The following is an 18,833-nucleotide window of genomic DNA, read 5'->3' on the forward strand; positions in this document are numbered from 1 at the left end:
TTTCTCCTTGTCCAGTCCCGCCAACGAATGCGGGTGGTTGAAATGGAAGCGCCTCCATTCTTTGGATGCACCGCCGCCTGATACTCAGATTTGCGGCGCTAGTAAAGGAGAAGCGAGGCGAAACGAAACACCGCACCTATCCGCCATAGCTTCCCGCATAGCTCTTGAGAGCCGATTTCAAGGGTTGATCGATTTCATCGTCGATAGACCCATCGTAAAGGCCGCGCCGTGACAGGCTCCTCTTTAGCGCCGTGCGGGTGAAAGGCGAAAACACCTTCAACTCATCGGTAATCTGCCTGTCGCCCTGCTGGATCGCGAGAAGGATGTTCTCGGCCGCATTATCGGAGCTGAAGGTCGCATCGTAAGCATAGGCAAGTCGATAGGCGGCTCTTCGGTACCCCGCGTCAGCGGCTCGGAGATACCATTTGATGGCTTCTTGCCGGTTGACAGCAATTCCGAGGCCATCGTCGTAGAAACGCCCGAGCGCGAACATGCCGCCGGCCGAATTCAGCTCGGCGGATTTCTTGTAATATTGGAATGCGATAGCTTGATCTTGATCCTTGCCGTTCTCGTAATACCACGCAAGATTAAGAGCGCCTGCCGCAGATCCCGCATCGGCCGCCTTCTGAAACCAGTTGCGGGCGATGGTCTGGTCCTCTTTGGTGCCAATGCCATTCTGGTAATAATAGCCGACGGCGTTCATCGCTTCAGGATATTGCTTGAAGGCCGCCATCATGAACCAGCTGAGCGCCTTGGAGCGATCAATGGGCACGCCTTGCCCATATTCGTACATATCGCCCAGGGAGTATTGGGCTTTTGCATTTCCATAGGCTCCGGCCTTCGTCAGCCATTCCAGAGCCTTGCCGAAATCCTTCAGGTTTCCATCCGCTCCTCGATAGAGAGTCCCGAGCCTGTACATCGCGTCGGCAGATTTCTTGTTCGCCGCGGCTTCGTACCACTCGATCGCTTTCGCATAGTCGCGAACGACCCCATCGCCATCCTCATATTTGATGCCGAGCAGGATCATCGCCGTGGCGTTATCAGCGGCCGCGCCTTTTTCCAGATAGTCGATCGACTTGCCGTCGTTCCGTGGCAGATTGGCATCATTGGCGTACATTTCGCCAAGCTCGGCGAAGGCCTCGATATATCCGTTCTCCGCAGCGGCCTTTAACCAGTGCACGGCTTCTCTCGAATCCTGAGCAGTACCTTCGCCTCTTTCATACATAAGCCCGACACAATACTGGGCCTTGGCCGAACCACTTTCGGCGGCCTTGAAATACCAGGCAAAGGATTTTTTGGCGTCGGCAGTCGTACCCGTACCGTCATAGGAGCGGTCCGCGACTTCAAGATATGCGTCCTCATCTCCTTCGTCGGCCGCCTTCTGGAACCATTCGAAAGCTTTCACCGCATCCTTTGGAAGACCGCTGCCGTTTTCATAACCGTAGGCAAGGACCCGCATGGCATAGGTGTCGCCCGAAGCAGCCGACTTCTCGAGCCACTTAACGCCGTTTTCGACGTCGCGAGGACCACCCGTTCCCATATAGAGCGATTGGCCGAAATGTCGGGCGCCGCTTGAATCTCCGAGTTCGGCAGATTTTTCATACCAGATGCGGGCTTCGCCCTCGTCTGCCGGCACACCTTTACCCTGCTCATATATGCTGCCCACATCCGCCATGGCACGGGCATCTCCGCGAGAGGCGGCTTCTTTCATCCAGTACATGGCTTGGTCATAGCGCGGATCGGGCATATTCAAGAAAAGCCAAGCCTTGCCGCGATAGGCAGCGACTATCCCTTGCGTAATTGCCTGATCCAGCAGGGCCTCTGCCTTGGCGAAGTCTCGCTCCGTTTCCTTGCCCGCGATGTAAACGTCTGCCAGCGTCCTCATCGCGCTGCCGTCGCCAAGCGCCACGGCTTTCTCGAGGAGATCGAGGGCCGTCCTTTTCTGCCCCTTGTCCCCATCTTTCAGATAAAATCGAGCGAGGGTCGTCATCCCATCGGCGGAGCCTTTCCGCACCAGATCGTCCAGCATGGTAACAGCGCGTTCGGTGTTATTTTCCGTTCCAATACCTCTTGTGTAAAGAAATGCGATGTCCGTTGTCGCCCTCTCATCACCCTTTTGTGCTGCAGCTGAAAGCAATTCAAAAGCCCGCTCGGCGTCGACCGAAACCCCGATCCCATCCAGATACATCCAGGAAAGCGATCTCTTGCCGGAATATAGCCCAGTCGTTCTGCAAGTTCGAAATAGGAGCGCGCCATGACGAAGTCCTGCGAAACGCCCCATCCCAGCTTATACATTTCTCCGAGATAATCGGCCGAGCGCGGATCGTTTGCTTCTCTTGCCTTTCGCAGCCAGGACAGCGCGGTATTGAAATCGCGCTCACGTCCGAAACCGTAAGCAGATGCCGCCGCCAGATAATCCATGGAGGGGGCGTGCCCCTGGGCAGCCAATTCCTCGAATCCGGCAAGTGCCGGCTCATATTGCTGAAGATTGAACTTGCTGGCGAGCCAGAAGTAACGGGCGTCGATGGAGCTTGGTTCTGCCTCCAAATAGGCTTCGCAAGCGGCAAGCGCATCCCGCCAGTAAGCGAGATTGTTGATATCTACGTCATCACGCGCCAGATGGCGGCAGTTGGCCTCCGATGCGGAGGTAGCTGCGTTTGCGGCAGTTGCGGGAGAATTGACAATGGAGACAGTCAGAAAAAGTGACGCGATCGCGAGAGAGTTAAATAGCTTCATCTGGGAGAATGTTTCAAAACCATAGCAGGAAATACAGTGATATCCGTCAATTATTCAACTGCAAGTACATTTTTCTTCGATGATGAAAGGTTTTGAAGACGTGTTTTCCCTGCATCTATCGGGCATCATTTCCCGCCGTTGTAGGGAATAAGCCGACTATATGACCATTTCGGCAAGGCCGCACACCGTGTTCCAGTTGCGCATCGTGCCGACGCCGAGGCGCTTGGTCGTCAGCGCGGAAAGCAGCTTGGACTGGCTCGGCTTGCCGGCGAAATCGATCCAGAGGTCGCCGCCGACGACGGCGATGCGCTGTCCTTCGGTCATCAGCGGCTTCAGCGCTTCTACCTTTTCCGGATCGACCGGCAGGCGCATAACCCGGACGATGACCTGATCGCCGCTGCCGTCCTTGAAAGGATTGGTGCTGCAAAGTGCCATCCAGGTGCAATCGCTGCGCACGATGATATCGACATGTTTGCCGAATTTTTCTTCGAATCCCTCTTCCAGCGCGACCTCGAGTTCGTGCGGTCGCATTTCATCGGCTTCGAACACGAGATTGCCTGTTGAAACCAACGTGCGCGGTTCGCGATAACCGAGTTCTTCGGCAAGCGCGCGCAGATCCTCCATAATGACGCGGCGGTCGCGCGTCAGGACAATGCTGTGCAGAAGGGCGACGAACAGGCTCATGGTGCTTCCCCTCTCTCGCGTCCGAGGGCGAGATAACGCCACGGCGTCCACCAGTGGAAGTCTTCGCCGAGCATTTCCGGCACCTGATCGAGGCCGCTGGTGCCGCCCGGGCCGCAGCGGCCGACGCGAAACAGCGTCATCCAGCCGCCGGCCCACAGGCCGTGGCGGGCGATCGACTCGTAGCCATATTCGGAGCAGGTCGGGATATGGCGGCAGGAATTGCCGACAAATCCGGAAAGCGTCAGCTGATAGAGGCGAATGAACCCCATGCCGAGCAGTCGGTCGGGGGACTTACGGAAGGGACCGGTATAATTGCGGGAGGCGCGTGCGGGTTTTTTACGCGACTTTTCCGGTCCGGCGGCACCGCCGTCGTCCTCATCGCCTGCCTGCAGAGCGCAGAACTCGCACATCTCAGTTACGCCTCGACAACTTCCGCCCGTTTCGCCTCGATCTGCCCGATCGCATCGACGACGGCATCGAAGGTCAGCATCGTCGAGGCATGGCGGGCCTTGTAGTCCCGCACCGGCAGCAGATAACGCATGTCTTCGAACCGTCCCTCCGGCCCTGCCCCATCCGCTTTCAGCATGGCAAGCATGTCCTCGCGTGCCCGGCGCAATTCGCCCGATGTGGCGCCGACGACATGGCGCGCCATGATCGAGGACGAGGCCTGGCCGAGCGCGCAGGCCTTCACCTCATGGGCAAAGCCGGTCACGATATCGCCGTCCATTTTCAGCCAGATCCTGACCTTCGAGCCGCAAAGTTTCGAATAGGCCTGGGCGCTCGCATCGGCCTCATCAAGCGTGCCGGTCAACGGAATATTGCCGGCGAATTCGAGGATCTTGCTGTTATAGATGTCGTCCATGTTGGATTTCCGCTCCAAAATCGCTGCGGATCGGCCTCAATAAGGCTGTTATTGTTATTGAAACAAAAAACACACCGTGTCATCTGAGGATACTTACATACGATGGCCGTATTCCTATATGTATGTCGTTCGAAGGCCATGAAAATGCAATGGCCTCGTGTAAGTTTGATTGGGAAACCGTGCCGGACGGGTGTTGAATACGCCCTGAAAGCCCCGGAGCCTGCCAAAGGTGCATGAATTCCCGCATGGGATTGACCAGTGGCGATTCCGACAGATCGGTCCGCGGTGCGGACCAGGAGACCATTGTTCATGGACGCCATCGTAAAAAACTTTCCGCAGACGAACCGCGACTCCGACCGCCCCTCCCAGCAGGAGGCCGAAGAAGCCGTTCGCGTCCTGCTGCGCTGGGCCGGTGACAACCCGGCGCGCGAAGGCCTCATCGAAACGCCGGCCCGTGTCGTCAAATCGTACCGCGAGCTGTTTTCCGGCTACGACATGGCGCCCGAAGACGTGCTTGGCCGCACCTTCGAAGAGGTCGCCGGCTACGATGACATGGTCCTCGTCAGGGATATTCCGTTCTTCTCGCATTGCGAACACCACATGGTGCCGATCATCGGCAAGGCCCACGTTGCCTATATGCCGGACGGGCGTGTGCTCGGCCTGTCGAAGATAGCCCGTGTCGTCGAGATCTACGGCCGCCGCCTGCAGACGCAGGAAACGATGACCGCGCAAATCGCCCGGGCCATCGACGATACGCTGAATCCGCGCGGTGTCGCAGTGATGATCGAGGCCGAACACATGTGCATGGCGATGCGCGGCGTTCAGAAGCAGGGCTCGACCACGCTGACGACGACGTTTACGGGTACGTTCAAGACCGAGCCGGCCGATCAGGCCCGTTTCATGACCATGGTGCGGAGCCGCTGATACCGGCTCCCTCAGGAGGGCCGCGATGAACCAACTGATCTTCAATCAACCATCCGAGGACAAGTCGGCGTTGGAAGACGCCGGCGATTTCACGCCGCGTTTCGATGACCGCGGCCTGATCACCGCCATCGTCACCGACGCGGGCGACGGCGAGCTTCTGATGGTGGCGCATATGAACGCGCAGGCCTTGGCGCTGACTATCCAGACCGGCACGGCCCATTATTTCAGCCGTTCGCGCGGCAAGATCTGGAAGAAGGGGGAGACCTCGGGCAATCTCCAGACTGTCAAGGAAATTCGCACCGATTGCGATCAGGACGCCATCTGGCTGAAGGTCGAAGTCGCCGGTCACGATGCCACCTGTCACACCGGCCGCCGCTCCTGCTTCTATCGGACGATCACGCTTCGGGACGGAAAGCCGATGCTCGATATCGTTGACGACGAGCTTCATTTCGATCCGCAGGATATCTACGGAAAATAAGGCCGAATTCTCCGGCATTTGCTCCTTATTGCGCCAGAAATCGCTTCTATATACCATTTGGAAACTGATCGGGCACACTATCGGAACAATGTGTTCTGCTGGGAGGAGAGCGCGCCATGCTGAGCTGGAGTCTGCATCGTCAAAGCTCTGAAGGCGAGGGTTCAGGTTCCGGCATGTCGACCACGCTGGAGACGGTCCCGCCTCCGGCACCCGTCAGGAAAATCAAGATTGCACTGGCGCTCGGCGGTGGCGCGGCCCGCGGCTGGGCCCATATCGGCGTGCTGCGCGCCCTCGACGAGGCAAAAGTCGAGATCGGCATGATTGCCGGCACCTCGATCGGCGCGCTGGTCGGAGGCTGCTATCTCGCCGGCAAACTTGATGAACTCGAAAATTTCGCTCGCTCGCTGACCATGCGTCGCATCGCCAGCCTCCTCGATCTCACCATCGGCGGCAGCGGCCTGTTCGGCGGCATGCGGCTGACCAAGCGCATGCAAGAGCATCTCGAAGGCCTGAACGTCGAGGATCTCGACCGGCCCTTCGTCGCCGTCGCCGCCGAGGTCAATACCGGCCACGAGGTGTGGATCGCCAATGGTTCGCTGATCACGGCGCTGCGCGCCTCCTATGCCCTGCCCGGCATTTTCGAGCCGGTGCGCAGCAATCACCGCACGCTGGTCGACGGCGCCCTGGTCAATCCCGTCCCCGTCTCCGTCTGCCGCGCCTACGAGCAGCCGCTCGTCGTCGCCGTCAATCTCAACTACGATCTCTATGGCCGCTCGGCCGTCGTCCGGCACAATGCCAGCCTCTCGCCGCAGGAAGTGCAGAAGCAGGAAGAGGCGCCCTATGCCCGTCTCGGCATGACGGGCGTCATGGTCCAGGCTTTCAATATCATTCAGGACAGGATCGCCCGCGCCCGCCTTGCCGGCGACCCGCCGGATATTTCGCTGCAGCCGCGTCTGAGTTATATCGGCCTTTCCGAGTTCCATCGGGCCGGCGAAGCGATCGAACGCGGCTACGAGGAAGCCAGAGCCAGGCTCCCCGAAATCAAGCGCATGCAGGAAGTCTACGCCAGCTCCCCCTGATCGACATCATCCGCAAGCCCGTAGCCGTTTCGCGGCAACGGCATCACTCGAGCGAGGACGAAAACCTCAGCCGGCGATATAGGCCTTGATCTCCTCGGTCTCGCGCTCGACTTCGGCGATACGCGATTTTACCACGTCGCCGATCGAGATGATGCCGACAAGCCTGCCGTTGTTTTCCACCGGCACGTGGCGGAAACGGCGGCTGGTCATCAGTTCCATCAGCTCGTTGACGGTCGTCTCTTCGTGGCAGCGGTAGACCTTCGCGGTCATCACCTGGGCCAGCGACTGGTCGAGGCCGTCCTTGCCATGTTTGGCGATGGCATGCACGAGATCGCGCTCGGTGAACATTCCGGAAATCCGGTTCTCCATGCCGACGACGACGATAGCGCCGATCTTCTTCTTGCTGAGGATGACCGCCGCTTCGGCGACGGTGGTGTTCGGCCCGGCGGTGAAAACGTCCCTGCCCTTCAGGTCGAGAATTGCTTTGACTGAACTGGTCATTCGAACCTCCTATGTCCGTGAACCACTTGTCACAGGCATCCGCGACGGTTTTCTCCCCCCAACGCGGATAGGTCGATGGTGCACTGCCCGGCTCAGGATTGCAACATATCCTTCTGCGTATCGGGGGCTTCCGTCACAGGTGGGCGCGGCGCCCTGTCGAACAGCGAAAACAAGAGGAAGCCGAAGACGAAACCGCCGATATGGGCGTCCCAGGCAATGGGCTGGTCGCTATCGCCGACGAGCGGGATGCCGACGGCGATCAGGGCGTTGCCGACCAGCCACAGCAGCATGAAGATGACGACGGTTCGGCTCTTCAGTGCCTCGACGATGGAAAGCCTTGCATTGAGATGGGCCGGCAGCATCGGACGGCGTTCGGCCGGAAAAGCGAATCGGCAGGCAGCCCCCATCAGCCCGGAGATAACGCCAGACGCGCCGATCAGCAGCGTCACATCCCCCCAATTCAGGACCGCATGCAGGGCGGCGGACGCGACGGCGGAAAAAAGCCAGAAGAGCACGAAACGCAGCGTCCCGATGCGGCGCACGACCGGCGCGCCAAAGGCCATCAGCCAGAAGGCGTTGAAGACGATATGCTGGATACTGCCGTGCAGCAGTGAATAGGTGACGGGTGTCCAGAACAGCTCCGGCCCCTGCTGTGAAAGGGGAATCACATAGCGGGCGGGAACGAAGCCGAAGGTAAAGAGCAGCCAACTCATCGCATCGTCGGAGAGCAAGAGCTCCTGCACCGCAAAGATGACGACGAGCAGGCACAGGCTGAAGAACAGCGCCGGCGGAAGGTTGAAGACCGGTACGCGCGGCGGCTTTGCCGGCGGCTGGACCTCGGGAGGTTCGGGCGCCTTATGCGGCTCGGCCGTCTGCTCGTTCATTTTCAATATCGCCTCGTTGAGGCCACAGCCATACAGGAGCACCTGTCAAAAAAAAAGCCGTCCGAAGTGCCGGACGGCGTGACCGGAGTTCCTGGAAAGACCTGGACCCCGCAGGTTGTGCTGAACTTCGAAAGTCGAAGCGATGAAAGGACAGTGTCACGACAGGCATCGCACCTCAACCGAAACCGTTTCTTAACCTTAACCGCCGCGGTTTGGCATGAAATCCGCAAGGTAGAGCCTGTACGGGCAATGACTGCCCGAAAATGATCCGGAATGGGACAGGTTGGTGTAAGATGCGTGTACAAACGACCATCGAGATTTTTGACTATTGGAACCGTATCCGCGGCGCAGCCGATGCGCCGCTGAAATCGCAGGTCGAACCCTCCGCCGTCCCCCATCTGCTGCAAAGCCTGTTCATCCTCGAGACGCGAGAGGCAGGAGACATCGGCTTCCGGCTTGCCGGCACCCGCATCTGCGATCTGTTCGGGCGGGATCTGCGCGGCGAACGTTTCTCCTCCCTCTGGGCAAACGGCCAGGACGCGGATATCGAGCGTACCGCGATGGGCGTGATGGACCATGCCATGCCGGCTCTGTTCAATGCGACCGGCTACAGCACCGTCGGTCATCAAGCCTCCTTCGAGATCATCATGATGCCGTTGCGCTCGCCGCACGGCACCTGCGACCGGCTGCTCGGCGCGATCGCACCGACGGCGTCAGCGAGCTGGCTGGAGATTGTACCGCTTGAATTCCTGGCGCTCGACCGCAGCCGCCTGCTGCCCGGAAAATTCGGCACGGGCACGCCGGCCGACCTGCGCCCCATCAACGAAATCGTCGCCGGCAAAAGCGTCGGTTTCGGCCAGGTCATGCGTCGCATGGTGTCTCATCTGCTGAGCGCGGAGGCGCACTGACCGTTTCGTTTCAGGACATAGCACGCACTCGTTTTCGGCTATGTCCAAATGAGGCAAAACAACCTTCTGTTAATGGATTGGGGGTAAAGATCGGTCTCTGCGATTTTGATGAAGAAGCCTTTTGATGCACTCGTTCCAGCCAGCTCAGACGCAACGACCTGCGCCGCGCCCTGAACAGGGCGTTTTCCAGCGCGTGCCGATCAATATGCAAGGCCGGCTGATGCTTGCGAATTACGAGGAATTCGAATGCATGGTGATCGACATGTCGCCTGGCGACATGTACGTCACCTGCTCCGGCCGGCCACGTGCCAACGAACGCGTCGTCGCCTATATCGATCACCTCGGCCGCGTCGAAGGTTATGTCCAGACGCTCGATGGCCGCGGCTTCGCCATGTCGATCAATGCCACCGAGCGCAAGCGCGAGAAGCTCGCCGCCCAGCTCACCTGGCTAGCCAACAAGCACGAACTCGGCCTACCGGAAGATCGTCGCCATGACCGCCTGACGCCGCGCGACACCAATACCGAGCTGACGCTGGAGGACGGCACGCGTTATAGCTGCCGCATCATGGACCTTTCGCTGTCGGGCGCCGCTGTCGATGTCGAGATGCGCCCCTCGATCGGAACGGCAGTGCGCCTCGGCAACATGCGCGGCCGCGTCGTGCGCCATTTCGTCGAAGGCGTCGCGATCGAATTCCTGTCGATCCAGTCCCGCGAGACGCTGCGCGAATTCCTCTGACAGGCTGTCGATCGCGCTGCGTTTGCCAGGTCCGGCACACACCCGGTCAGGTCACGTTGAAACCGCTGAGCGTCACGGCAAGAGATCAGCAAGCGGCGACCGACCGGGCTTCGGACAGAAGGCTCAAATTCTGTCGCAAGTCGTTCCAGCCAGTCGATAGGAATATTGTGAGTGGAACAACCTGCGACACAGGTCGGCATGCCCGCCCGTCTTCCATTCGTCATGGACATGATGGATAAAGCCCGCCTCGACCGCAGGCGCACCGATGTCAGCTCTCTATCCGGAAATCGAACCCTATGATCATGGCCTGCTCGATACGGGCGATGGCAATCTGATCTATTGGGAGACCTGCGGCAATCCGGCGGGCCGGCCGGCGCTGGTGCTGCATGGCGGGCCAGGCTCCGGCTGTTCGACGACGGCGCGGCGCTATTTCGATCCCGATATCTACCGAATCATTCTGTTCGATCAGCGCAATTGCGGACGCAGTCTGCCGAGTGCTGCCGATCCGCAAACCGATCTCTCCCTCAACACCACCTGGCATCTCGTTGCCGATATCGAGCGACTGCGGCTCTTCTTCAGCATCGACACCTGGCTCGTTTTCGGCAATTCCTGGGGCTCGACGCTGGCGCTCGCTTATGCCGAAACCCATCCCGAGCGCGTCGCCGCAATCGTCATCGCAGGCGTGACCACCACAAGGCGGTCGGAAGTCGACTGGCTCTATCGCGGCATGGCGCCGCTCTTTCCGGAAGAATGGCACCGTTTCCAGCAGGGAGCTCGCGTAGGCAGCCAGCAGCCAGATCAGGACATGGTGGCCGCCTATCATCGCCTGCTCAACGACCCCAGCCCGCAGACGCGGCTGAAGGCGGCGCGCGACTGGCATGACTGGGAGGCGGCCTCGATCCTGCTCGCCGATCCTGAAGGCCTGCCCAGCCGCTGGGCCGATCCGGCCTATCTGCTGACCCGCGCCCGCATCATTACCCACTATTTCACCCATGGCGCCTGGCTGGAAGATGGCCAGCTTTTGAAGAACGTCGCGCGACTGGCCGGCATTCCTGCCATCCTGCTGCAGGGAAGGCTCGACGTCGAGGCGCCGCTTGTCACCGCCTGGGAACTTGCCCGCGCCTGGCCGCAAAGCGAACTCCAAATCCTTCCGCATGCCGCCCATTCCACTGCAAATCCCGATATGAGTGCGGCGATCGTCGCCGCCACCGATCGATTTCGCAATTTTCTTCAAAAATAATTTGCCGGCGAAAACGCGGATCTGAGCGCTATTCCGCTTTTAAAGTGGCCGAATCGGCCGAATCCGACTTGCATCGCCGGCTTTCAGCGCGCCGCCCGAGCACATCTGATTTTACCCGGCTCACCGAAAAACCCTTAACGCCGGGACAGCAACGCAACCTTTCTGCGGCCGAAAGTCTTGTTGCGCAAATTACATTTTTAATCGATTTCGAGACAAATCCGCATCAAGTTTTAGTCGCATTCGACTTGGTTTTTAGTCAGGTTTTATCCGTATTTGAATCAACTAAACCTTTAATTCTATTACGTAATTTTGCGTGAGATAAAAACGTCTGTGCGATTGTCGCCTCAACTTACGGGGAGACGGCAATGACAAGTGCGAATATCCTGAAAGGCGGCCTGCTGGCCGGTATCATCACTATGGCAATGGCGGGTTCGGGACAGGCGACGCCCGCCAGCATGGCGCTCGCTGGCAATGCCAGCCCGCCGATCGGACACTATGAATTCTGCAAGGCGAATCCGAAGGAATGTGTCGAAGTCGGCGGTGATGCCGGACCGGCTATCCTGACCGAGGAGCGCTGGAAGGAAATTCTCAAGGTCAACTACACTGTCAATTCGACGATTCAGCCGGAGACGGATGAACAGATCTACGGCGTCGAAGAACACTGGGCCTATCCCACAACCGTCGGCGACTGCGAGGACTATGCCCTGCTGAAGCGCAAGATGCTGATCGAGGACGGCTTCTCGCCCTCAGACACGCTGATGACAGTCGTGTTGCAGCCGAATGGCGAAGGCCATGCCGTGCTGACGGTCCGCACCGATCATGGCGACTTCATTCTCGACAACATGCGCAACAAGGTGCTGCTGTGGTCGGATACCGAATACACCTATCTGAAGCGCCAGTCCGCCGACGATCCGGCCCGCTGGTCGAAGCTTCAGGATGGCCGCGCTGTCGCGGTTGGTAGCGTCAAGTAAGAACAGCCTGCCGGCCGACGCCGGCAGCCTGCGGCCCGGTCAGTCCCCGCATTCCGTCCCCGACCGGCGCCCAAGAGCCGTTCCCGCTGTCCCGGGAACGGCTCGCTTTCTTTTGGGACAGGCCTTCGTTTTCTCCCTCGCCACGCCTTCCAAATCGCAATGCATGTCGCCCGGAATGTGCAAAGGTTCCGAAGGACGACAGGCATGAAAACAAGGCGCCAAAACACCTCGGATGAATCACGTTCGACGCGATGCGCCTTAGCGAATTGTTAACCATGCCGGTCTGATCATGCCGATCAGATTCACCATCGGCATCGGCGGTCCATGTTTCCCGCGGCCGAAACGCGAAGAACCGCCATGAGCCATGCCGTGCACAGCGCATCCTACGAGCAGCCGCTTTTTTCCATGGGGTTTCTCCTGCGCACCATGGCCGTGATCGCGGTCCTTGCCGTGCTGACCGTCGCCATCAGCATTGGTGGGCGTTGGTTCGGGCGGCATATCTCGCTTGCCGGCAACACCGACAGCACCGCTGAAATTTCACTGACGATCGGCCGCGACAGCGTGAAATTCCCCGAGAATGCCATCCGCTTCCCGAGCCAGAGGCATGAAGGCGCGGCCGAGCGCGTCGATCTTTACCTCGCCTGGCCTGAAATGCAGGGTTATGGCAGGGAAAACCATCTTCGATTCGACGATGTCTCCCAATCCTCCGGCCTGATCTTCCTGCAACTCACCCAGAGCACCATGTCGCGCGACATGTCCGGCCGGCTGGAGCCGATATATTCGCATCTGCTCGAAGGAGCGGCCGAGACTTTCGGCAACGGTCTGACGCTGCATCGTCTGCGCGCCGACGCCGGTTATGGCGACGAGGTGCTGCTGACGGCGCCCGTCAAAGGTGGCCCGGATTACGTCGTGCGCTGCATATTGCCTTCAGCCCCGGACGAGGCGGCGAGCGGAGATTGCCAGCGCGATATCAAAGTCGGCAACGATCTCAGCGTTCTCTACCGCTTCTCCAGCAGCCATCTCGACGACTGGGAACATATTGATGCCGCTATCCGCACCTTTGTGGAAGCGCGTCTTATGAACCGTTCTGCGACAAGTCCCTAAAATGCTCCCCGGACAGCGAAATAAACGATTCATCATAAACGGATTGGTAACGCCCAATCGGTAGGTTTGAAAGACGAGCTGTGCGGCGGGAGGTGTGCGGTTCCGGCCGAATATCTGAAGCGCCAAATATCTGAAATGCAAAGCGAAGAGTGGAATAGTGTCAAGGTCAGTCTCCTCCGTATCATCGTCCCGATCCGGCAGTTTTTTCGCAAAGCTGCTGGCGATCCTTTCGGTGGCCGTCACGATCGTCCTGGTCGATTCGGTAAGTGCCGAAGCGGAAGCGGCGAATTCGAAATATGCAGGCATCGTCGTCGACGCCAAGACCGGCAATGTTCTCTACAGTGAGAATGCCGACCGGCTGCAATATCCCGCCTCGCTGACCAAGATGATGACCCTCTACATGACCTTCGAGGCGCTGGAGCAGGGTCGCATCCGCCTGGATACGCCGGTTCCCTTCTCCGCCCATGCAGCAGCTCAGGCGCCGACCAAACTCGGCGTTCGCGCCGGCGGCACGATCACCGTCGAACAAGGCATTCTCGGCCTCGTCACCCTGTCGGCCAATGATGCCGCAACCGCGCTCGGCGAAATGCTCGGCGGCGGCAGCGAGGATCGCTTTGGCCAGTTGATGACCGCCAAGGCGCATGCGCTCGGCATGACGCGCACCACCTATCGCAATGCCAACGGCCTGCCGAATACGGCGCAGATGACGACGGCGCGCGATCAAGCCCGCCTCGGCATCGCTCTTCGCCAGCATTTCCCGCAATATTACGGCTACTTCTCCACCCGCGCCTTCAAGTTCGGCACACGCACGATTCGCAGCCATAACCGCCTGGTCGGTTCGGTGGCCGGCGTCGACGGTATCAAGACCGGTTATACCAGGGCTGCCGGTTTCAATCTGGTAAGCTCGGTGCAACTGGACGGCAAGTCGATCGTCGGCGTCGTGCTCGGCGGCGTTTCGGGGCCGGCTCGTGATGCGCAGATGCGCAATCTGATCGCCGCCTATCTGCCGAAGGCCTCGAGCCGCGGCGGATCGTCGGCACTGATCGCCCAGGCGGCCCCTGCCCCTGCAATGATCGAGACACCTGAACCGGTCCAGCCGCAGAAGGTTCAGCAGAAGACCCAGCCGCAAATGGCAAAGACGATCACCGCTGCGCAGCAACCGGTTTCGGCAACCGTCGCCGATCTCAGCCTGCCGCACAAAGGCCCGCTGCCGGATGCGCGCGAGGTCGCCGGGACCGAGGTCGCCTATGCCGAGACCACGCAGTCGAAGTCCGACAATCCGCTGGTCGCACAGCCGATGCCGGCGCCAACCAAGGTCAAGACCACGACCTTCAAGCAGCAGGCATCGGTGCCCGCACCGAAGCCGTCCGAACAAGACGATGCCGGCGTCGATAACGTCACAACGGCCTCGACCAGCCCTACTTCTGCTGGCGCCGCTTCCAGTGGCAATGGCCCGGCCGGCTGGGTCGTGCAGGTCGGCGTCTCGCCGAGCCGGCAGATGGCCATGGACCTTCTGGATAGCGCCAAGACCAAGGGCGGCAAGGCATTGGCCTCGGCAAAGCCTTTCGCCGTCGCTTACGGTGCCGGTGGTGATCAGCTCTACCGCGCCCGCTTCGGCGGTTTCGATGACCAGCGCGATGCGGTCAACGCCTGCAAGGCCTTGAAGAAGGCTGGCGTCAAGTGCTGGGCGGCTGCCCAATGAGCTATTCGATGCTGCCTGCAAGATGGCCGGCGGCGTCGATAACGGCCGGAATCGGTGTTTGCGTTTCCGGCCACCGTTCTTGAACTCGATCAGTATTGCGTACGGGGAAAACAATGGCGATCAATGAGAATGTTCCAGGAATGCCTTCAGACCGCCGCATGACGGCCAAGGGCCGCTCTTCTCTGCATCCGTTGCACGAGGCGGCAATGCGCCTGGCCGAGATCGGCCTGCAGCGGCCGAAGCCGAAGTCTCCGAAAACAAGGGATCTCATCAATCTGCTGCTTTGCCACGGTGCCCGCGCCTGGCGCTATTCCCAGCCCGAAGCCCGCATCCATCTGCACGTGATCTCGCAGGACGGCAGCGTGCCGGTGCATCTGCGCCTGCGCTGAGAGGGTCAGAGCATGTCGTGCAAAGGTGTGCAGCGGTTTTCCCAGGCAAAGCGCGAAGCGCTTTTGCCGCAACGGCATGCGTAAAAACAAGGAGTTAAAGCGCGAAGAGCGAATCTGAAAGATCGCGACGCGCTTTAGACGTCCACCTGCAGAAAAGAACTAAAGCAGGCCAAGTTCCGTCAGCTCGCGGCGAAGGTCTGCGGGCATTTCGACAATACCGGCACCTAGGCTTGTCAGGTCGCGCGGCACGTCGTCCTCCGTGTAATAACGCCAGCCCTGGAAGGGACGCTTCGGCTGCACGGCCGTCTCGATGACTTCAGGGCCGAGCATCAGGCGGCACCGCGAAATGCCCTCGCCGTCGGTGAAGGTCTCGATGCCGAGCAGCTTTTGGCGCGCCTGCACCTGCCCCTTGATCACCCAATAGAGCGAGCCGCCGTCCAGCAGCTCCTCCATGCGTTTCGGCACCATGCGCGTCGTGTGCACGGAGTGCGGCTCAAGTCCGGCTGCGATGGCGCTGAGCGAACGTTCCGCCACCCATTCGCGCAGATCGTCTATCGAGTCGGCGCCGACACAGAGTTTGATGAGATGCAATGCCATGCCGCCGTTGAAATCCTTTTGGCAGCGGCCGTCAAGCGGCAACCACCGGGAGTCCACAAACTCAGCATTCGACCACGTTGACGGCCAGGCCGCCGGTCGAGGTTTCCTTGTACTTCTCGCTCATGTCGTGGCCGGTCTGGCGCATCGTCTCGATGCAGGCGTCGAGCGGCACGAAATGCTGGCCATCGCCCTTGACGGCGAGCGAAGCCGCGGTAACCGCCTTGACGGCGCCGAGCGCGTTGCGCTCGATGCAGGGAACCTGCACGAGGCCCGCCACCGGATCGCAGGTCATGCCGAGATGGTGTTCGAGCGCGATCTCGGCGGCGTTTTCGATCTGCTCCGGCGTACCGCCCATGACGGCTGCAAGGCCCGCGGCCGCCATCGCTGCCGCCGAGCCGACCTCGCCCTGACAGCCGACTTCGGCTCCCGAGATCGAGGCATTGTGCTTGATGATGCCGCCGATGGCCGCGGCCGTCAGCAGATAATCGCGGATGCCGTTCTGATCCCAGTCCTCGTGGAAATGCTCGTAATAGCGGATCGTCGCCGGAATGACGCCGGCCGCGCCGTTGGTCGGCGCCGTGACGACGCGCCCGCCGGCGGCATTCTCTTCGTTGACGGCCATCGCATAGACCGAGAGCCAGTCGTTGGCGAGCAGCGGATTGACGCGGTTGCTGCGCCACTCCTCCTCCAGCTTGTCGTGAATCCTGCGGGCGCGGCGCTTGACGTTGAGGCCGCCCGGCATGATGCCCTCGACCTTGAGGCCACGCTCGATGCAGGAGCGCATCGCTTCCCAGATGCGGTCGAGTCCCTGGTCGAGTTCCTCCGGGCTGCGCTGGCTCTCCTCGTTCGCCCGTTTCATCTGCGCGATCGACAGCCCCGAGCGCTCCGCCATGTCGAGCATTTGCTTGGCGGTCGAGAAAGGATAGGGCACGCGCGTGCTGCCGGCCGCGTTCTTCTTCGCCCGCATCTGCTCCAGCTCGGTGTCGGTGACGACGAAGCCGCCGCCGACCGAATAATAGATGCGCTTGAGGAGCAGCCGGCCATCCCTGTCGAAGGCGGAAAAGGACATGCCGTTGGCATGGCCGGGCAGCGGCTGTTTCTTGTCGAAAATCAGATCGGTCTTCGGCTGGAACTGATAGCCGGGATGCCCCTGCGGCGTGATGCGGCCGGTGCGCTCGACCGTATCGACGATGCCGTCCATCTTGTCGGGATCGACGCTGTCGGGCGCCTCGCCCATCAGGCCGAGAATGACCGCCCTGCCCGTGCCGTGGCCGATGCCTGTATGGGCAAGCGAGCCGTGCAGGCTGACCTTGATCGCGACGACCTCGGCGCCAGACGATGGGCGCGGCCAGTCGTCCGACAGGATCAGTTCGAGAAACCGATTGGCGGCCGACATCGGACCCATCGTGTGCGAACTCGACGGCCCGACACCGATCTTGAAGACATCGAATACCGAGAGAAACATGGATGCGCCTTCTGATGACAAGGATACAAATTTAAGCGACGCCGGTTTTCCATCCGTGCGGGCCACCGACATCGCATGCAGCCGGTGCGACATTCCGCTTGAACACCAGAACGACACAGACACCACCAAGCCAAGCAGCGATGCGGCAATCCGGTTTGGTGGCGGATTGTCCGACGACACATCCGTAAGAACGCCCAAGCCGCGTCTAACACTCTTCCACCGAACCAGCAGCTATGCAAGGCGTGGTGCCAATTCGACTCCACTGCCCCCAGGCAACTTCAATTGCGCCTATGTCATCGCCGTGTCAGTGCGCTGCTCAGGCTGTAGGACTAGTCTTGGTAGTGCAATATCGCGCAATCTGCCACGCTCCATCAGCCGATTTGCGGAGTATGAACAGCTCCTCGTATGTCGCGGGCGTGACATTGCCGGTCGCCTTGATGGTCTCGGTGCCCTTGGTAGCGCTCCGGACGAAGGCCCAATCGGCGCTGGTTTGCGCGACCTCCTTGATTTCATAGGTCATGTCGAATCCGACTTTCTCGAAGACGCCGGGATAGACCATGGCGAGCCTGTCCTTGCCCACTGCCGCCGGCCTGCCGGGAGCCATCAATACGCCGTCATCGGCGTATGTCGCTGTCACGGCGGCGACGTCGGCGCGATTGAACGCGGTCAAGTAGGAAACTGCGGTCGCTTCAATAGCGGCCAGTTCTTCATCAAATGCTTCGCTCATCACCATTCCCTCACATGCCACGCTCCAAAGCATGGCGCATCACTGTTCATCTTAAATTCGGCAAGCAGTTGCTTTAAGGATCGAACCTCGTTTGCAAGACCACGGCTTATCGCGGTTGTCTCTTCAACCACTACCTCCGGAGAGAGTGATCGCCACGTCAATTCCGTTGGCGGCGAAACGCCGCGCTAGAACCGACCCGATGATAGAGATAGCCATAGTTATTTCCTTTCAAAAATGTGTGTCATCAACACAATTACAGTTTGCGCACGAATAAATTAACTAGGGATTCTGAAATCACCTCGTTGCGCAATTTCCGCAGCTATGTCCGCCACTGTCACGCATGCCAACTCTGCTTCGAGAGCGGCTTGCGCCTTATCCAAGGTTGGACGCAGCACGTTTTGAATGTTTCGCCCAACCACGCAGACGCTGTTTGGTGGCGAGCGATGCATGGAAAACAATTCGCTGTCCTCGACGGCGCGATAAACATCCAGCAACGCAATGTGGGACGGCTTCTTAGCAAGCAACGCCCCACCGCCAGCGCCGAGTTGCGCCGTTGTGAAACCTGCATCAGCCAGACCCGACAACAATGACCTAATAACCGTCGGGTTTGTGTTCGCGCTGAAAGCCAGATCCTCCGACCGCACTGGTCGCCCCTCGTTGATCGCCAAGATCGCGAGAGTATGGACGGCCACGACGAAGCGAGTACTGGTAGGCAAGACCGGCCCTTTCGTTAGTGTGTGCGTTACGTACATACATACTCACCTATATGTCAAGGTGCTCATTGGAGTCATTGCAGCATTTCGATGCATATGTAAGGTGGCCGCACTTCATGCGGAGACTGAATCA

Annotated in this window: 21 protein-coding genes and 2 pseudogenes; 11 read left to right on the forward strand and 12 right to left on the reverse strand. The window is 59.9% G+C overall.

Going from position 1 to position 18,833, the window contains the following annotated elements; translation table 11 throughout:
- Positions 1 to 136: 136 nt before the first annotated feature.
- From RHEC894_RS11220 to RHEC894_RS11235, 6 genes and pseudogenes are all read right to left on the reverse strand, one after another.
- On the reverse strand, positions 137 to 2,029 hold the full coding sequence (locus RHEC894_RS11220) for an SEL1-like repeat protein (protein ID WP_245339518.1): 1,893 nt from the start codon (positions 2,027 to 2,029) through the stop codon (positions 137 to 139).
- Between the two features lie 120 nt (positions 2,030 to 2,149).
- A pseudogene (locus RHEC894_RS33895) lies at positions 2,150 to 2,281 on the reverse strand (hypothetical protein); the annotation flags it as partial.
- Positions 2,261 to 2,736: pseudogene (locus RHEC894_RS33900) on the reverse strand (hypothetical protein); the annotation flags it as partial. The pseudogenes RHEC894_RS33900 and RHEC894_RS33895, both read right to left, overlap by 21 nt.
- Before the next feature lie 156 nt (positions 2,737 to 2,892).
- Positions 2,893 to 3,420, reverse strand: coding sequence for a DUF1697 domain-containing protein (locus RHEC894_RS11225; RefSeq protein ID WP_085737318.1), 528 nt, complete (start codon positions 3,418 to 3,420; stop codon positions 2,893 to 2,895).
- Positions 3,417 to 3,830, reverse strand: a complete 414-nt coding sequence (gene yidD / locus RHEC894_RS11230) for a membrane protein insertion efficiency factor YidD (protein ID WP_085737319.1) — start codon at positions 3,828 to 3,830, stop codon at positions 3,417 to 3,419. The genes RHEC894_RS11225 and yidD overlap by 4 nt, the downstream gene beginning before the upstream one ends.
- A 5-nt stretch (positions 3,831 to 3,835) precedes the next feature.
- Positions 3,836 to 4,282, reverse strand: coding sequence for an iron-sulfur cluster assembly scaffold protein (locus RHEC894_RS11235; RefSeq protein ID WP_010067392.1), 447 nt, complete (start codon positions 4,280 to 4,282; stop codon positions 3,836 to 3,838).
- A 309-nt stretch (positions 4,283 to 4,591) separates the two neighbouring features.
- On the opposite strand from RHEC894_RS11235, the gene folE reads away from it, so the two are divergent.
- The 3 genes from folE to RHEC894_RS11250 all read left to right on the forward strand — a co-directional run bounded on the left by folE (position 4,592) and on the right by RHEC894_RS11250 (position 6,763).
- On the forward strand, positions 4,592 to 5,206 hold the full coding sequence (folE, locus tag RHEC894_RS11240) for a GTP cyclohydrolase I FolE (RefSeq protein ID WP_085737320.1): 615 nt from the start codon (positions 4,592 to 4,594) through the stop codon (positions 5,204 to 5,206).
- 25 nt (positions 5,207 to 5,231) lie between these two features.
- The gene (gene hisI / locus RHEC894_RS11245; RefSeq protein WP_085737321.1) at positions 5,232 to 5,684 is read left to right on the forward strand and encodes a phosphoribosyl-AMP cyclohydrolase; all 453 of its coding nucleotides are present in this window, start codon (positions 5,232 to 5,234) and stop codon (positions 5,682 to 5,684) included.
- Between the two features lie 116 nt (positions 5,685 to 5,800).
- Positions 5,801 to 6,763 carry a patatin-like phospholipase family protein gene (locus RHEC894_RS11250; RefSeq protein ID WP_085737322.1) on the forward strand — a complete coding sequence of 321 codons (963 nt, stop codon included), beginning with the start codon at positions 5,801 to 5,803 and terminating at the stop codon, positions 6,761 to 6,763.
- A 66-nt stretch (positions 6,764 to 6,829) separates the two neighbouring features.
- Here the strand turns inward: RHEC894_RS11250 and RHEC894_RS11255 are convergent, their stop codons facing one another.
- Together RHEC894_RS11255 and RHEC894_RS11260 are read right to left on the reverse strand one after the other, a co-directional pair.
- Complete coding sequence (locus RHEC894_RS11255) at positions 6,830 to 7,264, reverse strand: CBS domain-containing protein (RefSeq protein ID WP_085737323.1); 435 nt, start codon at positions 7,262 to 7,264, stop codon at positions 6,830 to 6,832.
- 92 nt (positions 7,265 to 7,356) lie between these two features.
- Positions 7,357 to 8,148 (reverse strand): rhomboid family intramembrane serine protease, encoded by a 792-nt coding sequence (locus tag RHEC894_RS11260; protein WP_085737324.1) that lies wholly within the window; start codon positions 8,146 to 8,148, stop codon positions 7,357 to 7,359.
- Between the two features lie 263 nt (positions 8,149 to 8,411).
- Between RHEC894_RS11260 and RHEC894_RS11265 the strand changes: the two genes are divergently transcribed.
- From RHEC894_RS11265 to RHEC894_RS11300, 8 genes are all read left to right on the forward strand, one after another.
- On the forward strand, positions 8,412 to 9,056 hold the full coding sequence (locus RHEC894_RS11265) for a PAS domain-containing protein (RefSeq protein ID WP_206427851.1): 645 nt from the start codon (positions 8,412 to 8,414) through the stop codon (positions 9,054 to 9,056).
- Between the two features lie 124 nt (positions 9,057 to 9,180).
- Positions 9,181 to 9,792, forward strand: coding sequence for a PilZ domain-containing protein (locus tag RHEC894_RS11270; RefSeq protein ID WP_085737326.1), 612 nt, complete (start codon positions 9,181 to 9,183; stop codon positions 9,790 to 9,792).
- 265 nt (positions 9,793 to 10,057) lie between these two features.
- Positions 10,058 to 11,032: a prolyl aminopeptidase gene (gene pip / locus RHEC894_RS11275; protein ID WP_010068614.1), complete on the forward strand. Its 975-nt coding sequence runs from the start codon at positions 10,058 to 10,060 to the stop codon at positions 11,030 to 11,032.
- A gap of 44 nt (positions 11,033 to 11,076) precedes the next feature.
- On the forward strand, positions 11,077 to 11,349 hold the full coding sequence (locus RHEC894_RS32385) for a hypothetical protein (protein ID WP_125460958.1): 273 nt from the start codon (positions 11,077 to 11,079) through the stop codon (positions 11,347 to 11,349).
- A 48-nt stretch (positions 11,350 to 11,397) separates the two neighbouring features.
- Complete coding sequence (locus tag RHEC894_RS11280) at positions 11,398 to 12,003, forward strand: transglutaminase-like cysteine peptidase (protein ID WP_085737327.1); 606 nt, start codon at positions 11,398 to 11,400, stop codon at positions 12,001 to 12,003.
- 357 nt (positions 12,004 to 12,360) lie between these two features.
- The gene (locus tag RHEC894_RS11285) at positions 12,361 to 13,107 is read left to right on the forward strand and encodes a hypothetical protein (protein ID WP_089152711.1); all 747 of its coding nucleotides are present in this window, start codon (positions 12,361 to 12,363) and stop codon (positions 13,105 to 13,107) included.
- 157 nt (positions 13,108 to 13,264) lie between these two features.
- Positions 13,265 to 14,809 (forward strand): serine hydrolase, encoded by a 1,545-nt coding sequence (locus RHEC894_RS11295; protein ID WP_085737329.1) that lies wholly within the window; start codon positions 13,265 to 13,267, stop codon positions 14,807 to 14,809.
- Between the two features lie 113 nt (positions 14,810 to 14,922).
- Positions 14,923 to 15,198 (forward strand): hypothetical protein, encoded by a 276-nt coding sequence (locus RHEC894_RS11300; protein WP_085737330.1) that lies wholly within the window; start codon positions 14,923 to 14,925, stop codon positions 15,196 to 15,198.
- A gap of 159 nt (positions 15,199 to 15,357) precedes the next feature.
- On the opposite strand, the gene RHEC894_RS11305 is transcribed toward RHEC894_RS11300, so the two are convergent.
- The 4 genes from RHEC894_RS11305 to RHEC894_RS11320 form a co-directional block, all read right to left on the reverse strand.
- Entirely contained in the window at positions 15,358 to 15,795 is a 438-nt protein-coding gene (locus RHEC894_RS11305) for a DUF1489 family protein (protein WP_085738944.1), read from the reverse strand.
- 61 nt (positions 15,796 to 15,856) lie between these two features.
- Positions 15,857 to 17,260 carry an L-serine ammonia-lyase gene (locus tag RHEC894_RS11310; RefSeq protein WP_085737331.1) on the reverse strand — a complete coding sequence of 468 codons (1,404 nt, stop codon included), beginning with the start codon at positions 17,258 to 17,260 and terminating at the stop codon, positions 15,857 to 15,859.
- Between the two features lie 316 nt (positions 17,261 to 17,576).
- On the reverse strand, positions 17,577 to 17,987 hold the full coding sequence (locus RHEC894_RS11315; protein ID WP_085738945.1) for an SgcJ/EcaC family oxidoreductase: 411 nt from the start codon (positions 17,985 to 17,987) through the stop codon (positions 17,577 to 17,579).
- A gap of 275 nt (positions 17,988 to 18,262) precedes the next feature.
- Positions 18,263 to 18,703 carry an Rrf2 family transcriptional regulator gene (locus RHEC894_RS11320; RefSeq protein ID WP_085738946.1) on the reverse strand — a complete coding sequence of 147 codons (441 nt, stop codon included), beginning with the start codon at positions 18,701 to 18,703 and terminating at the stop codon, positions 18,263 to 18,265.
- Positions 18,704 to 18,833: the final 130 nt, after the last annotated feature.

Origin of the sequence: Rhizobium sp. CIAT894 (assembly GCF_000172795.2) — a bacterium.
Lineage (GTDB): Bacteria > Pseudomonadota > Alphaproteobacteria > Rhizobiales > Rhizobiaceae > Rhizobium.

Coding starts and splice junctions, on each gene's coding strand:
- RHEC894_RS11220 (WP_245339518.1), bottom strand. CDS start 2,029: ATGCTGGACGATCTGGTGCGGAAAGGCTCCGCCGATGGGATGACGACC.
- RHEC894_RS11225 (WP_085737318.1), bottom strand. CDS start 3,420: ATGAGCCTGTTCGTCGCCCTTCTGCACAGCATTGTCCTGACGCGCGAC.
- yidD (WP_085737319.1), bottom strand. CDS start 3,830: ATGTGCGAGTTCTGCGCTCTGCAGGCAGGCGATGAGGACGACGGCGGT.
- RHEC894_RS11235 (WP_010067392.1), bottom strand. CDS start 4,282: ATGGACGACATCTATAACAGCAAGATCCTCGAATTCGCCGGCAATATT.
- folE (WP_085737320.1), top strand. CDS start 4,592: ATGGACGCCATCGTAAAAAACTTTCCGCAGACGAACCGCGACTCCGAC.
- hisI (WP_085737321.1), top strand. CDS start 5,232: ATGAACCAACTGATCTTCAATCAACCATCCGAGGACAAGTCGGCGTTG.
- RHEC894_RS11250 (WP_085737322.1), top strand. CDS start 5,801: ATGCTGAGCTGGAGTCTGCATCGTCAAAGCTCTGAAGGCGAGGGTTCA.
- RHEC894_RS11255 (WP_085737323.1), bottom strand. CDS start 7,264: ATGACCAGTTCAGTCAAAGCAATTCTCGACCTGAAGGGCAGGGACGTT.
- RHEC894_RS11260 (WP_085737324.1), bottom strand. CDS start 8,148: ATGAACGAGCAGACGGCCGAGCCGCATAAGGCGCCCGAACCTCCCGAG.
- RHEC894_RS11265 (WP_206427851.1), top strand. CDS start 8,412: ATGATCCGGAATGGGACAGGTTGGTGTAAGATGCGTGTACAAACGACC.
- RHEC894_RS11270 (WP_085737326.1), top strand. CDS start 9,181: ATGCACTCGTTCCAGCCAGCTCAGACGCAACGACCTGCGCCGCGCCCT.
- pip (WP_010068614.1), top strand. CDS start 10,058: ATGTCAGCTCTCTATCCGGAAATCGAACCCTATGATCATGGCCTGCTC.
- RHEC894_RS11280 (WP_085737327.1), top strand. CDS start 11,398: ATGACAAGTGCGAATATCCTGAAAGGCGGCCTGCTGGCCGGTATCATC.
- RHEC894_RS11285 (WP_089152711.1), top strand. CDS start 12,361: ATGAGCCATGCCGTGCACAGCGCATCCTACGAGCAGCCGCTTTTTTCC.
- RHEC894_RS11300 (WP_085737330.1), top strand. CDS start 14,923: ATGGCGATCAATGAGAATGTTCCAGGAATGCCTTCAGACCGCCGCATG.
- RHEC894_RS11305 (WP_085738944.1), bottom strand. CDS start 15,795: ATGGCATTGCATCTCATCAAACTCTGTGTCGGCGCCGACTCGATAGAC.
- RHEC894_RS11310 (WP_085737331.1), bottom strand. CDS start 17,260: ATGTTTCTCTCGGTATTCGATGTCTTCAAGATCGGTGTCGGGCCGTCG.
- RHEC894_RS11315 (WP_085738945.1), bottom strand. CDS start 17,987: ATGAGCGAAGCATTTGATGAAGAACTGGCCGCTATTGAAGCGACCGCA.